The organism is Paraburkholderia jirisanensis, assembly GCF_054782355.1.
Genome location: NZ_BAAGSQ010000026.1, coordinates 1,065,977 through 1,080,027, shown reverse-complemented (window position 1 = coordinate 1,080,027; position 14,051 = coordinate 1,065,977). Strand labels below are relative to the sequence as shown.

Genomic DNA, 14,051 nt, shown 5'->3' with positions numbered 1-14,051 from the left:
GTTTTTTACAAACCTGGGGCGATGCCGCAAAGTGCTGAAAATTCGCGCGAAATACGCGTCGCATAACAGAACCACTTTGGGAGACGCCTCAATGAAAGCGGGCCGGATTGTCATATACCTGCTGCTGTTTACCGGATGCTCGATCAACTACGTCGATCGCGTCGTGCTGTCGGTCGCCGCGCATCCGATTGCACAGGAGTTCGGCCTGTCGACCGTGCAACTCGGCTATCTGTTCTCCGCGTTTCTGTGGACCTATCTGATCTTCGTGCTGCCGTGGGGCATGCTGGTCGATCGCATCGGCACGCGCCGCTCGACTGCATCGGGTATGGCGATCTGGTCGTTCGCCACGGTGCTGACCGGACTATGTGGCGGCTTTACGTCGGCCATTCTGTCGCGCCTGCTGATGGGCTTCGGCGAAGCGTCTACCTACCCTGCGGGCGCCAAGACCATCCGCGAATGGATACCGGCACGTGAACGCGGGTTCGCGACCACCGTGTTCAATTGCGGCGGCTATGCAGGGCCCGCTCTCGGTTCGGTGTTGATGGGTTCGCTGGTCAGCGCGATCGGCTGGCGCGGTGGATTCTTCGCTTCGGCGGCGATCGGCTTTCTGTGGATCGCGATCTGGCTCGTCGTGTATCGCTCGCCGGAACGCGCGCGCTATATCGGCGCGAGCGAGCGGGCCATGATCCTCGCGCAGCGCGGCGGCGAGGCAGACCCCGGCAGCAGCGCGCCGCTCTCTGCGCTGCTGCGTTGTACGAGCCTGTGGGGCCTGTTCATCGTGCAGGGCTGCGCGGTCTATACGGTGTACCTGTTTCTCAGCTGGCTGCCGAGCTACCTGCAGGCAGCTCACGGCCTCACTGTGCTGAAGACGGGCTTCTATACCGCCGTCCCCTACGCGGTGGCGGTGCCCGGCACGATCTTCATGGGCTGGCTGAGCGACCGCCTGTTGCGCAATGCGCCGGTGAATTCGGGCCGTCGCCGCAACATGGTTGCCGTATTGCTGTTGTGTTCGGCGTGCATTCTCGTCACGCCGCTCGTGAAGAACACCGCTGTCGTGCTCGCGCTGTTTTCGTTTTCGCTGACAAGCATCGGCAGCACGGTCGGTCTCAACATCGCATTGCTGAGCGACCTGTTGACTAATCCTGCGAATACCGGCCGCGCCCATGGTTTCCTCGTGACCGGCGGCAATCTGTTCGGCGTGCTCGCGCCGATCGCAACCGGCTATGTGGTGTCGTTCACCGGCAGTTACAACGCCGCGTTCGTGATTGCCGGCGCGCTGCTGGTTGTGGGCGCAACGGTCTGCCTGACAATGACACGCGCGCCGATCTCGCCACCCGCGCCGGTTGGTGCCGTGCAAGTCGAATCCGCTTCGGGAGTCAAAGCATGAGTACCGCAGACGACAAGGATGCCATCCGTGAACTGCTCGCACGCTACTGCTTTTTGCTCGACGACTACCAGTTACCGGAATTCGCCGCACTGTTTACCGCGGACGGCCGCTGGATTTCGCGCAACGGCGCAGCGACCGGGCCGCAAGAAATCGAGCGCCTGTTGCGCGGCCTCGTGCCAGTGCCGGGCCCAGGCACGCGCCGCCGGCATCTGACCACCAATGTACTGATCGAGTTGCAAGGCGATATCGCAACGGTCCGCTCGTATTTCATGGTGGTGCGCGACACCCCCGACGGCCCGGCAATCGCGGTGGCCGGTCGTTACGAAGACGAAGTCGTGCGCCACGACGAAGGCTGGCTGTTCAGATCACGCAGGCTGTCGCACGACATCGCCGGTGAGAGCGGGCTGCTTTCAGGCACGAAACATTAGGCCTGTGCACCCGATCGCTTGAGGCTACGTGCATCGAGCGCTGCCTGAGCACCGCTGCATCAACCAGAAACAACCGCATGCCCACGCGTGCCGGCCTCGCCCGGCATGCTGGCCGGCGTTCGCGCGCGCTCGCGGTTCGTACCCGTGCACGCGCTGCTTTGCGCAATACCCAAAACAAAGACCAGACAACAACACGAGACACCGCCATGAAATCCGCCCCGTTCAATCGAAAAACCGCCTGTGCAGTGGTGCTCGGCGCAACCGGCCTGTTGGCCATTTGCCACGAAGCAGAAGCCAGCGACGCAGTCACGCTATACGGCATTCTTGATAACGGTTTCACCTATACGAATAGCGCAGCAGGCCATTCGTCGATCGTGCAGCAGGACGGCAACAACACCGGAGCCCAGGGTAGCCGCTTCGGTCTGCGCGGCAACGAAGACCTGGGCGGCGGTCTCAGCGCAATCTTCACGCTCGAGAACGGCTATACGTTGCCTAATGGCGGACTTCAGCAAGGCGGCCTGCTATTCGGCCGGCAGGCGTACGTCGGGCTCGACAGCCGGCTCGGCACGCTGACCCTTGGACGGCAATACGATTCTCTGTCCGACTATCTGCAACCGCTTTCGGCTGCCGCACAATGGGGCGGCTATATGACGGGCCACGCCGACGAGGTCGACAACATCGTCGATACGAACCGGCTCAATAATTCAGTGAAGTTCAACACGCAGCGCTATGCGGGCTTTCGCGTGGGCGGCATCTACAGCTTCGGCGGCGTGCCCGGCGACGTAACACGCAACCAGACCTTCGCACTCGGCGCGGACTATGCAAGCGGTCCGCTGGTGATCGCTGCAGCCTACCTGAACGCGAAGGACCCGAACTTCGGCTTCTTCGGCGGCAACGGCAATGCGCTGACACCCAGTTCAGTGGGCGCAAACGGCGCGTCGAATACCAACAACATCGGCAGCACGAGGCCGGCCTATTCCGGCTTCGCTTCGGCGGGCAGCGAGCAGATCGCTGCACTCGGCACCGCGTATGCATTCGGCAAGGCGCGCGTCGGCCTGATCTATTCGAACGTGCGCTTTCACGATCTGGGCGCCGTGGCCGTATCGGGAACCTCAGCGTTTTTCGCCGGCAGCAGCGCGGCATTCAACAGCATCGAAATCAACTTCAAGTATCAACTCACGCCGGTGCTGCTGGTCGGTGCAGCGTACAACTGGGTAAACGGCAGTTCCGTCACCACCACGAACGGTGTTGCTATCGGCGCAACGTATAGCCAGTTCGAAAGCGGCATCGACTACTTTTTCAGCAAGCGCACCGACGTCTACTTCGTCGGCGTTTATCAGCATGCAAGCGGCACCGATTCCACCGGCTCCGTTGCACATGCATCGATCGACGGTCTGACGCCCTCTTCGACCAGCAATCAGCTGGGCTTGCGGGTTGCATTGCGCACGCGCTTCTAGGGCGCTGGCGCTTTTCGCGTCCTGGCGCCTGGCGCGTTTGACAACAGCGTTGCTGCAATGGCAGCCTATACCGGATCAGCATGGCCGCTGCGGCCAGCCAATCTCCGGGAGACCAGCATCGACATTCGCGAGCTACGCTATTTCGTGCAGATCGCGCGGGCCGGCAGTTTTAGCCGGGCCGCGGCCGAACTGTATATCGCGCAACCGGCGTTGAGCCGCCAGATCACCAAACTCGAACAGGAACTCGGCGTCGACCTGTTCGTGCGGCACGGCCGCGGCGTCAAGCTGACCAACGCGGGCGCGGTGCTGCTCGAGCGCGCGGAGTTGATCACGCACTACGTGCGCCAGGCCGGCGACCAGGTACGCGCGGCCGGCGGCGGCTTGAGCGGGCACATCACGATCGGCATGCCGCCTGCCATCGGCGTGCCGCTATTGCCGCGTGTCGTCGAATCGTTTGCCGCGAACTGGCCGAGCGTGTCGATCCACGTACGCGAGGGCCTGAGCAACTCGCTGCAGGAATGGCTGATCGACCGGCGTGTGGATGTCGCGATCGTCTATAACCAGCCGCCGCTCGACGCGCTCGACATCACGCCGATGTTCAGCGAGCCGATGGTGGTGGTCGGTCCGCCCGACGCACAGGATGCGCCGGTAGCCGAGCAGTTGCGCATCCGCGATCTGGCCGATCTACCGTTGATCTTGCCGGGGCTGCCGCATGCGAACCGGCGCATTATCGAACGCGCTGCGGTCCAGCACGACGTGCATCTGCGCATCGTGCTCGAAGTGGATAGCGTGCCGCTCACCCGATCGCTGGTAGCGAACGGCTTCGGCTATTCGCTGCTGACCTATACCGCCGTGCAGGATGATGTCGCATGCGGCCGCTTGCGCGCGTTCTCGATCGAACGCCCGTCGATCCGCTCGACCGTATCGATCGCGACGTTGCGCGACCTGCGCAAGTCGCCGATCGTCGATGCGATGTGTGAAGTCGTTTCGGAGAAACTATACGAGCTGGTCGTCAGCGATGGCTGGCAGGGGCAGGTGTCGTGGGTCGGGAACGAGCCGGCGGCTCACGAGTAGCGTAAGCCGCCGGCCACGTGCTGCACGTCAACCCATGCCGACACTTGAACCGACCGCGGCAATGTCGTGCTGCGACATCCGCTCGAGCACGTTGCAAAGCGCGGCGTGGTCGAGTTCGTCGAGCCCTGCGGCAACGCCGGCATTCATCAGTTGCTGCGCCATCGCCGTATTGGGCAAGCCGATCTGCAGCGCACGCGCACCCTCGGTCGCGAGCCCGAGGTCTTTCAGATGCAATCCAATCTTGAAGCCCGGCTTGAAGGTGCGTTTGATCATCCGTTCGCCATGCACGTCGAGCACGCGCGATGCTGCGAAGCCGCCCATCAGCGCTTCGCGCACCCGCGCCGGATCGGCGCCCGCTTTCGACGCGAACAGCAGTGCCTCGGCCACCGCCTGAATATTCAGCGCGACGATGATCTGATTCGCGACCTTGGTGGTTTGCCCGTCGCCATTGCCGCCGACTAGCGTGATGTTTTTTCCCATCAGCGCAAAGAGCGGTTTGACCGCGTCGAATGCGCGTTGCGTGCCGCCCACCATGATCGTCAGCGACGCCGCTTTTGCGCCGACTTCGCCGCCGGAAACAGGTGCATCCAGGTACGCGCAACCCAGTTCGTTGATACGCGCCGCGAATGCCTTGGTCGAGATCGGCGAAATCGAGCTCATGTCGACGACGGTCTTGCCCGCCGTCAGCGCCGCTGCGACACCATGTTCGCCGAACAACACGGCTTCCACATGCGGTGTATCCGGCACCATCAGAAAGATCACATCGGTTGCGCGCGCAACTTCCGCAGCCGATGCACACGCCTTTCCGCCTGCAGCAAGCAATGTTTCCGGCACACCGGAGCGGCTATGCAAGAACAGCGTATGCCCGCCTTTCAGCAGGTTTTCCGCCATCGGTGCGCCCATGATGCCGAGCCCGATAAATCCAAGATTGGCCATAAGGTCCTCAATATTTGTTCGTCGCGAAACGGATCAGTCGATCAGCAACAGCCCATCGACAGCCGCCACGCCTTTTTCGCCAAGCTTCAGCGGATTGATTTCGAACGTGAAGCTGCGCCACGGCGCGCCGGCAACCAATGCCGAGAAACGGGCAATGAATTCGGCCGCCTGCTGCCGCTGCATATCGGAGATGAATTTCGGAAAGCGCTTCGCCGTGCGCAGCGTACCGATCAGGTCGAATGCACCGTCGAGGTCGAGTGGCGCGCGCGCGAATACGACGTCGTCGACGATTTCCGTCATGCCGCCACCGATGCCGACACCGAGCATCACGCCGAACTCCGCATCGCGTAACGCGGTGACCAGCAGTTCCTGCGAACCGGCAAACATGTGCTGCACCCACACGCCGTCGAGCGTCACGCCGCGCGCCGCGGCACGTTCGCGAAACAGCTGTTCGGTAGCACGCACCGCTTCGTTCGCATCGATGTTCAATGCCACGAGTCCTGCCGCAGCCCGGTGCGTAATCGCCGGCGAGATACCTTTGATCGCGACCGGATAGCCCACTTCACGCGCCATCCGCACCGCTTCATCCGCAGATCTTGCAATACGCCCACGTGCAACCGGCAGACCCGCGTCCTCGAGTATGCCCGCCACGAGGTTTTCCGAAATCACATGCGGATCCGCGCTCTGCGCGACATACGCTTGCCAGTCGAACGACAGCGCAGGCGCATCGATGCGCCGAATCCGGTGCTGCCGGTTTTCAGCGAAGCGCACCAGATGGCCGAGCGTGCGCACTGCGCGGCCGTGCTCGGTGAAGGCATAAATGCCGCGCGCCGCCAGATTGCCAGCCAGCCCTTTGGGCATCGATTGCCACGTCAGCAACACGGGCTTGCTCGACGTCTTGCGCAACGTGTCGTATTTCTCCGCGAGTTCCGGCGCCTTGTCGCCGAAGCCCGATGCCATGAACAGCCACGCGTCGGTCTCGTCGGTGTCGGCCAGCGCGTGCATTGCATCGGGCAGGTTCGCGCGATGCCGGTCGTTGGTCATCATGCCCGGCGTCAGGTCGATCGGATTGAGCGTCGAGCTCAACGGCGTCAGCAACGGCGCGACGCGCTGCTGCGCTGCGTGGCTCAGCGCCGGCACGTCGAGGCCTTCGCGGCCGCATTGGTCGGTGCAGATCACGCCGCTACCGCCGCCGAACGTGGAAATCAGCACACGCCGCCCGTTGGCCAACTGGTCGCCGCGCATCGATGCGAGCTGCAGACACACGTCCAGCATCTCCTCCTGCGAGTACACGCGAATCACGCCGAACTCGCGGAAGATTGCTTCATATGTACGGTCGGAGCCTGCAAGACGACCTGTGTGCGCCATCGCGGCGCGGCCGCTCGCTTCGGTTGCGCCGCCCTTCAGCACGACCACCGGCTTGTTGCGGCGGCGTGCTTGCGCAAGCGCATCGATAAACGCATCCGGGTCCGACAAGCCTTCGGTGTAAACCGCAATCACGCGCGTGCCGTCGTCCTGCGCGAGCACGCGCATGAAATCGGCGACACCGAGCGCGGCTTCGTTGCCGCAGCTGATCGTCACGCGAAAGCCGAGCCCTAACTGTTGCGCACGCGAATGCGTGTTCACCGCAATGCCACCACTCTGGCTCACCATCGACACGCAGCCCGGCGTCAACGCATCGTGTTCGAGCAGCATCGAGCTGAACGACGCGGTCATGCCGATCGATGTGTTGATAATGCCGATGCAGTTCGGCCCGCACAATTTGATGCCACGTTGCGCGCACAACGTTTCCAGTTCGCGCTGCCGTGCCTTGCCTTCGTCGCCCTGCTCGGCGAATCCGCCGGCCCAGACCACTGCAGCCGCAATGCCGGCATCCGCGCAGTCGCGCACGACGTCGAACACGGCGTCGGCCGGCACCGCGACGATCGCGAGATCCGGCGTGCCGGGCAGATCGGCTAGCGATGTATAGCAACGCAGTTCCGCGACGCTCGTACGCCCGGCATTGACCGGCCACACATCGCCGGCATAGCGGAATTTGCGCAGGTAGCTAACGGCGATGCCGCCGAGATTGCCTGGGCGGTCCGACGCACCGATCACCGCGATCGAACGCGGCGCGATCAACGGTGTGAGTTCGCCGAACGGCCGATGCTCGGCTTGCACTTGCGCGGCAGAAGAAGGAGAAGACGGGTAAGCAGCACTAGCGGCTGAAGTCATGGGCATTCCAGAGTCGAACGAAAACACAGCAAGCTGAAAACTTAAGCAAGACACCGGCGCCGCACACACACACGCACACGCCGGCAACGCGCGCCTAGCGCATCTTCCACACCGGTTTTCTCTTCTCCTTGAACGCACGCACGCCCTCGATGCCGTCCTCGCTTTCCCCCGTCACCTTGTCCTGTTGCTGCGCATACGCGACCAGCGCAGGCGGAAACGCAGCGCTCAAGCGGTACAGTCGCACGACTGCCTGCGAGGCGAGCGGCGAACCCGCGCACACCTTTTCTGCAAGCTCTTCCGCAGCGGCCATCAACTGGTCAGCCGGCACGACGCGATTGACGATGCCTAACCGGTAGCACTCTTGCGCGTCCAGGCGGCCGTTGCACAGCGTCAGATACGCCGCGGCGGTGCGCGGCAGCGCTTCGTACAGGTTGTGCGGCGAGCCGACCCGGCCGATCTTCGTATGCGTGTCGCCGATCCACGCGTCTTCCGACATCACGCGCAACTGGCACTGCAGCGCGAGACTGAGGCCGACACCAATCGCAAGCCCATTGATCGCAGCGATCAGCGGCTTTTCGAGGTTTGCATCGCTCGGCTGCCCGCCGCCGCCCCAGTGATAGGTCGCGCTGCCCGGATCCTCGTGCGGCGTGCGCTTGCCTGCCGCCTGATGCTCGGCGAGAAACTTCACATCACGGCCGGAACTGAACGCTTTCGCTTCGGGCACACCGCTTACGATGCCGCAGTAGATCTCTGGATCGAGCCCGATGTCGCGCCAGCACGCGCGCAGTTCTGCGTAAGCCTCCGAATGCAGCGCGTTGCGCGTTTCCGGACGGTTGATGATCACGTACGCCACATGACCTTTTTTCTCGTAGATGATGTGCTTGAGGTCTTGCGGCGCCATGGAAGGCGTGTACGTGCTTTGATAGATCGACATGCTGCGCTTCTCCTGCAGTGGGTGAATGGGCGCGATCTGCGCGAAACGGCAAGCGCGGTAGCGACGCGCAAGCGAGTGGCGGACGTGGCCGGCGGTACCGGCAACGCGCGAGCGGAGGGTCGAGCGCGGGTTGCAGCAGGACACGGCGCGCGGCGTGCGGTGACCAAAGGCGTCTCATTTGGTTGAAATGTTCTCACAGCGCACACAAGTGCGTTGGATGAGCACAATATCGGCTCGTGTTCGGGATGTCAACGCTGGGTGGCGGTTGCGGCACGCGCGCAACATGCCCGCGTCCGTCGGCTGGCGTGGGTCATCAAAAAAATTTCTGATAAGCACAGCGTCAATGCGGTGCAAAATACCGCTCGACGAATTCAATATTCGCGCGCGATTTCTGCTCGACGTTAATTACCCGATACTAAAATCGGGGATAATCGGAGATGGCGGCCAACATTAAAACCCGGCATTAATGGCTGCATACCGAAAGCAAAGCCGGCCGGCCACACCCGGCAACCCGCCGGTATCGGCGCGCGGATGTGGTATATGTAGCGACCTGACGGCCGCCCTGGAGCGTAACCGGCTGCCGCTGCAGGCGCGCGCTCCCGCGCCCGGCCTCGCGGCAACGGCCTATTCCGACAGCAATCCTTGATGAACGACAGACCAAAGACCAAACAAACCGACGACGAGATCGACAGTACTGAGTCTCAAGGTTCCAGCAGCAACTACCTGCAATCCTTCGCACGGGGGTTGAGCGTACTGCGCTGCTTCGACGCCGACGCGCCGGCGCAAACCGTCTCCGAAGTCGCGCAGCGCACCAGCATGACCCGCGCCGGCGCGCGGCGCATCCTGCTGACGCTGCTGCAGCTCGGCTACGTCGCGCAAGACGGCCGCTACTTCAGCCTGACGCCGAAAGTGCTCGATCTCGGCTTCGCGTATCTGGCTTCGCAGCCGGTGTGGCGGCTCGCGCAGCCAGTGCTGGAGCGCTTTAGCGCGAACACGGGTCAGCCGAGTTCGATGGCGGTGCTCGACGGCGACGAGATCGTCTGTGTGCTGCGCATCGCGGCGCCAAACCGGCTGATGACCATCGACCTGACCGTCGGGCGCCGCTTTCCCGCCTATTGCACGGCGCTCGGCCGCGTGCTGCTTGCCGGACTGCCGACAGCGCAGGCGGCCGAACGGCTGTCGTCCACGCCGCTCGAGCGGCACACGTCGAATACCGTCACCGACCGCGACCGCTTGCTCGAAATCGTCGACAGCGCGCGCCAGCATGGCTGGAGCATGATCAAGGACGAACTCGAGCCGGGTCTGATCGCAATTGCCGCGCCGGTGCGCGACCGCAGCGGCAAGGTGGTCGCGGCGATCAGCGCGCACTGCCACGGCGGCGATCCGATGGCGCAGAGCCCGGCCGAGAATCTGCTGCCGCCGCTGCAGGCCGCGGCTGCCAGCATCAGTCTGATCCTGCAGACGCAAGGTTGAGCAACCGGCGACGCAGGCTATGCGATGCCTGAAACCGAATAAAGACATGCCGGCGTAATTTTAAAGCCGGCATCCGCTATCCGATTCCCGCATTATTCAATCGAAGCTCAAGTACGCGAAAGCGGATAACCGGCGATTACCGGTTATCCGCTTTTTCATTTCCACGCTGCCAGTTTCTTCCGCGCTTTTCACTGACGCCAATCTTGCGCCGGTTCGCCCATCTCTCGCTGCAACGCACAATAAATTCGCGTTGACAGTCCTGCGCACGGTCAGTAACGTGTGCATCCAACGCACTCATGTGCGCTGAACGAACAAATTTGCCGTAGACCGGCAACGAATCCCGGAATCAAAGGCTAGATAAAGGCTATTCATGCGCGTTATCGCGGAGGATCTGTGGTTTCCTGAAGGGCCGGTCTGGCTCGGCGACGGAAGTTTACTGGTAGTAGAAATTCGCCGGCAAACCTTGACGCGCATCTGGCTCGACGGCCGCAAGTCGATCGTCGCGAAGCTAGGCGGCGGCCCGAACGGCGCCGCGCTCGGACCGGACGGTGCGTGCTACGTCTGCAACAACGGCGGCTTCGACTGGAGCCGCAACGAAGCCGGTGCGTATACGACGGCAGGCGCCGCGCCGGACTATAGCGGCGGCCGCATCGAACGGGTCGACCTCGAGACCGGCACATTCTCGGTACTGTACAGCCACGCGCATGACGAACCGCTGCGCGGCCCCAACGATCTGGTGTTCGATACGCATGGCGGCTTTTATTTCACCGATACCGGCAAGACGCGCCACCGCACCGTCGAACGTGGCTCGGTGTACTACGCAAAAGCAGACGGCTCGTCGATCGAAGAACTCATCTTCCCGATCAGCCGGCCCAACGGCATCGGGCTGTCGGCCGATGGCGGCACTCTGTATGTATCGGAAACGGAAACCGCGCGCGTATGGGCCTGGCCGCTCGCCGCGCCCGGCACGCTCGGCGTGCCGGTCAAGGCGAGCCCCGCGTCGCCGCATGGCGGGCGTCTGGTGCATGCGGCGCCGGCATACATGCGCTTCGATTCGCTCGCGGTCGACGCAAATGGCGACATCTGCGTGGCTACGCTGGACCGCGGCGGCATTACCGTGTGCAAACCGGATGGCAGCGGCAGCCGCTTCGTCGCCGTGCCGGGCGACACGCACGCCACCAACCTCTGCTTCGCCGGCACGAACCCGACGCGGGCCTACGTGACGCAAGCCTACGCGGGCCGCCTCGTCGAGATCGAGTGGCCGGTGCCCGGCTTACCGCTCAACGGCACGTACCGGCCGCAGCACGCCACACTGCTAAAACCGGACTGACGCTGCGCTGGTTCGCAGCATGCAGATCGATAGCTAAAGGAGACAACGCATGTTCCGCTTTATCAAACGTATCGCCACTGCCGCACTGGTCGCCGCGGCGGTGACGCCTGCTGCACCGGTGCACGCCGCGGCCTTTCCGTCGCGACAGATCCGCCTGATCGTGCCGTTCGCGCCCGGCGGCGCGAGCGACGTGATCGCGCGGATCATCGGCAAGAAACTCACGCAGGTGCTCGGCCAGCCGGTGGTCGTGTTCAACCGGCCCGGCGCAGGCGGCACGATCGGCGTGGATTTCACCGCGCGCGCGCCTGCCGACGGCTACACGATCACCCTCGTCAACGCGATCCAGCAGACTACCAGCAAGGAGATGTACCCGAACCTCACGTACGACCCGGTCAAAAGCTTCCGGCCGCTGGCGACGATCGGCTCGGTGCATTACGTGCTGGTCGTGAACCCGTCGTTTCCCGCGAAAGACTATGCATCGTTCGTGAACACCGTCAAAGGGCAGCCGGGCAAGTACAGCTACGCGTCGCCCGGCATCGGCAGCGCGCCGAACCTCGTGATGGAGCAGTTCAAGCAGGCCGCCGGGCTCAATATCGTGCACGTGCCCTATCTCGGCAGCGGCCCCGCGCTGAACGACGTGATTGCGAACCACGTACCGGTTTCGATGGACAACGTCGCAGCGATTCCGCTGATCAAGTCCGGCATGCTGCGCGCGATCGCAACCACCGGCGACACCCGCTCGCCCGCGTTGCCCGACGTGCCGACCTTCGCTCAGGCAGGCCTCGGCAGCTTCAACGTGGCGGGCGTATGGGGCTTTCTCGCACCGGCCGGCATCCCGGACGAAGCCGCTGCGACGCTGAACAACGCGATTCGCACTGCGTTGCAGGATCCGCAGGTCAAGCAAGGGCTGGCCAACCAGGGGCTCGATCCGGCCTACGGCAGCGCGGACCAGTTCGGCGCGACGCTTGCCGCAGAAACCACCCGCTGGGCCGCGTTGTTCGCGGCAGGCAAGATCAAGCGGTAGAACCTGCTGCCAGTCGCCGCTGCGCGCCAGACCGGCAATGCGCGTAGCGGCCCGCTTTACCGCCAGCTCCACAGCTTTCGTTTTCCGTTCATCTATTAGCACAACAAATGTCTGAGCATTTGTTGCGTAGAGCCATGCCCAAAAACAACACAAGGAGACTCGCATGTTCAGGAAAGCCGCCGCCGCGGCCGCCGCATTATCGGCTTGCGCCACGCTGGCGCACGCGCAATCGAGCGTGATGCTCTATGGCATCGTCGATTCGACGATACGTTACAGCACGCATGAAAACCCGCAGGGCAACGACCGCTTCACAGTCGGTGACGGCGCGGTGACCGGCAGCCGCTTCGGCTTGCGCGGCAGCGAAGATCTGGGCGGCTCGATGAAGGCCGTGTTCTGGCTCGAGAACGGTTTCAATCCGGCATCGGGCACCGCGAACCAGAGCGGCCGCCTGTTCGGACGGATTTCGTACGTCGGGCTCGAAAGCGAATACGGCAACCTTTATCTAGGGCGCCAGTACACCATCGCACACGTCGCGATCGCCAAGTGGGACGTGTTCCAGCTCGCCAACAACGCACTGCTGTCATTCGAAGGCGGCAACATCACCGCACTGCGAAACGACAGCATGGTCAAGTACACGAAGTCGTTCGGCGGCTTGACGATCAGCGGGCAATACACGTTCGGCGGCGTGGCAGGCGACGTCAACGCGAACTCGGTGCGCGGTGCGAGTGTCATCTATGAAGGCGCGAGCTTCGGCGCCGGTGCGTTCGTCCAGTCTTCGGACGACGTGAGCGCCGCGTACTACGGCGCAGTGCCGGCCGCGCTCGCGAGCCGCCAGCTGGTGTGGGGCCTTGGCGGCACGTATCTGGTGGGGCCGGTAAAACTCTACGCACACTATGAAAACAGTCAGCTCGACATCGCGCGTTATCGCAACCAGACGTTTTCGCTCGGCGCGGCCTACACGATCACGCCGACGTGGCAGCTGCTTGGCCAGACGTATCTTGACAAGCTAAAGCATCCTGGCGCAAATGGCGACGGCACACGCTTTACCGCAGGGCTCGTGCTCGACTACTTCCTGAGCAAGTCGACCGATGTCTATACGGAGCTCGATTACACGAAGCTAAGCGGCGGCTGGATCAATCTGGCGAACAACACCGCACTCGGCACTGCCAGCCTGTACGGCAACGCGAGCCGGCTCGGCGTGATGCTCGGGATGCGGCACCGGTTCTGATCACGCCGTCGAAGCAGGCGGTTCCGACCACGCAAAGGAGCAAGCATGAACGGACAACCAGCGGGCAGCAGCCATGCACCCGCGGCACGCGGCTTCAACCGCGACTATTACGGCGGCGCGCTGCTGATGCTGCTGGGGCTGTATGCGACCGTACAAGGCCGTCAATACAGCATCGGCACGCTCGAGGCGATGGGGCCGGGCTTCTTCCCGGTCGTGCTCGGCGTGCTGCTCGCGGCACTCGGCATGATCGTCGCGTTGCAAGGCGCGCGCCGCGGCAGTGTGCGCAGCAACAGCGGCAGCGGCGGCAGCGGCAATGCCCACGCCGCACCGCTCGAATGGCGCGGCTGGGCCTGCATCGTGGCGAGCATCGTCGCCTTCGTCGCGCTCGCCCGCTATGGCGGTTTCGTGCCGGCCACCTTCGCGATCGTGTTCATCTCGGCAATGGGCGATCGGCGCAATTCATGGCGCGACGCCGCGCTGCTTGCCGCCGCGATCTGCGTGGTGTGCGTGGTCGTGTTCTGGTGGGCGCTGCAGTTGCAATTTCCGTTATTCGCGTGGGGTTGAGC

Annotated in this window: 12 protein-coding genes; 9 read left to right on the top strand and 3 right to left on the bottom strand. The window is 63.4% G+C overall.

Going from position 1 to position 14,051, the window contains the following annotated elements; genetic code table 11:
• Positions 1-91 precede the first annotated feature (91 nt).
• From ACYVNQ_RS21140 to ACYVNQ_RS21125, 4 genes are all read left to right on the top strand, one after another.
• Positions 92-1,387: an MFS transporter gene (locus ACYVNQ_RS21140; RefSeq protein ID WP_460904531.1), complete on the top strand. Its 1,296-nt coding sequence runs from the start codon at positions 92-94 to the stop codon at positions 1,385-1,387.
• The gene (locus ACYVNQ_RS21135; RefSeq protein WP_460904530.1) at positions 1,384-1,815 is read left to right on the top strand and encodes a nuclear transport factor 2 family protein; all 432 of its coding nucleotides are present in this window, start codon (positions 1,384-1,386) and stop codon (positions 1,813-1,815) included. The genes ACYVNQ_RS21140 and ACYVNQ_RS21135 overlap by 4 nt, the downstream gene beginning before the upstream one ends.
• Positions 1,816-2,021: 206 nt before the next feature.
• Positions 2,022-3,272: a porin gene (locus ACYVNQ_RS21130; RefSeq protein ID WP_460904529.1), complete on the top strand. Its 1,251-nt coding sequence runs from the start codon at positions 2,022-2,024 to the stop codon at positions 3,270-3,272.
• Positions 3,273-3,329: 57 nt separating this feature from the next.
• Positions 3,330-4,346: a LysR family transcriptional regulator gene (locus ACYVNQ_RS21125; protein WP_460904528.1), complete on the top strand. Its 1,017-nt coding sequence runs from the start codon at positions 3,330-3,332 to the stop codon at positions 4,344-4,346.
• A gap of 27 nt (positions 4,347-4,373) precedes the next feature.
• Here ACYVNQ_RS21125 and ACYVNQ_RS21120 read toward each other — a convergent pair whose 3' ends face one another.
• The 3 genes from ACYVNQ_RS21120 to ACYVNQ_RS21110 form a co-directional block, all read right to left on the bottom strand.
• A complete protein-coding gene (locus ACYVNQ_RS21120; RefSeq protein ID WP_460904527.1) occupies positions 4,374-5,282 on the bottom strand; it encodes a 2-hydroxy-3-oxopropionate reductase in 909 nt (302 codons plus the stop codon).
• Between the two features lie 33 nt (positions 5,283-5,315).
• Positions 5,316-7,496, bottom strand: a complete 2,181-nt coding sequence (locus ACYVNQ_RS21115; RefSeq protein WP_460904526.1) for an acetate--CoA ligase family protein — start codon at positions 7,494-7,496, stop codon at positions 5,316-5,318.
• Positions 7,497-7,590: 94 nt separating this feature from the next.
• Positions 7,591-8,430 carry an enoyl-CoA hydratase/isomerase family protein gene (locus ACYVNQ_RS21110; RefSeq protein ID WP_460904525.1) on the bottom strand — a complete coding sequence of 280 codons (840 nt, stop codon included), beginning with the start codon at positions 8,428-8,430 and terminating at the stop codon, positions 7,591-7,593.
• A 645-nt stretch (positions 8,431-9,075) separates the two neighbouring features.
• Between ACYVNQ_RS21110 and ACYVNQ_RS21105 the strand changes: the two genes are divergently transcribed.
• The 5 genes from ACYVNQ_RS21105 (at position 9,076) to ACYVNQ_RS21085 (ending at position 14,049) form a co-directional block, all read left to right on the top strand.
• Positions 9,076-9,903, top strand: a complete 828-nt coding sequence (locus ACYVNQ_RS21105) for an IclR family transcriptional regulator domain-containing protein (protein ID WP_460904524.1) — start codon at positions 9,076-9,078, stop codon at positions 9,901-9,903.
• 370 nt (positions 9,904-10,273) lie between these two features.
• A complete protein-coding gene (locus tag ACYVNQ_RS21100; protein WP_460904523.1) occupies positions 10,274-11,233 on the top strand; it encodes an SMP-30/gluconolactonase/LRE family protein in 960 nt (319 codons plus the stop codon).
• A gap of 49 nt (positions 11,234-11,282) precedes the next feature.
• On the top strand, positions 11,283-12,257 hold the full coding sequence (locus tag ACYVNQ_RS21095) for a Bug family tripartite tricarboxylate transporter substrate binding protein (RefSeq protein WP_460904522.1): 975 nt from the start codon (positions 11,283-11,285) through the stop codon (positions 12,255-12,257).
• Between the two features lie 163 nt (positions 12,258-12,420).
• The gene (locus ACYVNQ_RS21090) at positions 12,421-13,485 is read left to right on the top strand and encodes a porin (RefSeq protein WP_460904521.1); all 1,065 of its coding nucleotides are present in this window, start codon (positions 12,421-12,423) and stop codon (positions 13,483-13,485) included.
• A 45-nt stretch (positions 13,486-13,530) separates the two neighbouring features.
• Positions 13,531-14,049, top strand: coding sequence for a tripartite tricarboxylate transporter TctB family protein (locus ACYVNQ_RS21085; protein ID WP_460904520.1), 519 nt, complete (start codon positions 13,531-13,533; stop codon positions 14,047-14,049).
• The last annotated feature ends 2 nt before the right edge of the window (positions 14,050-14,051 follow it).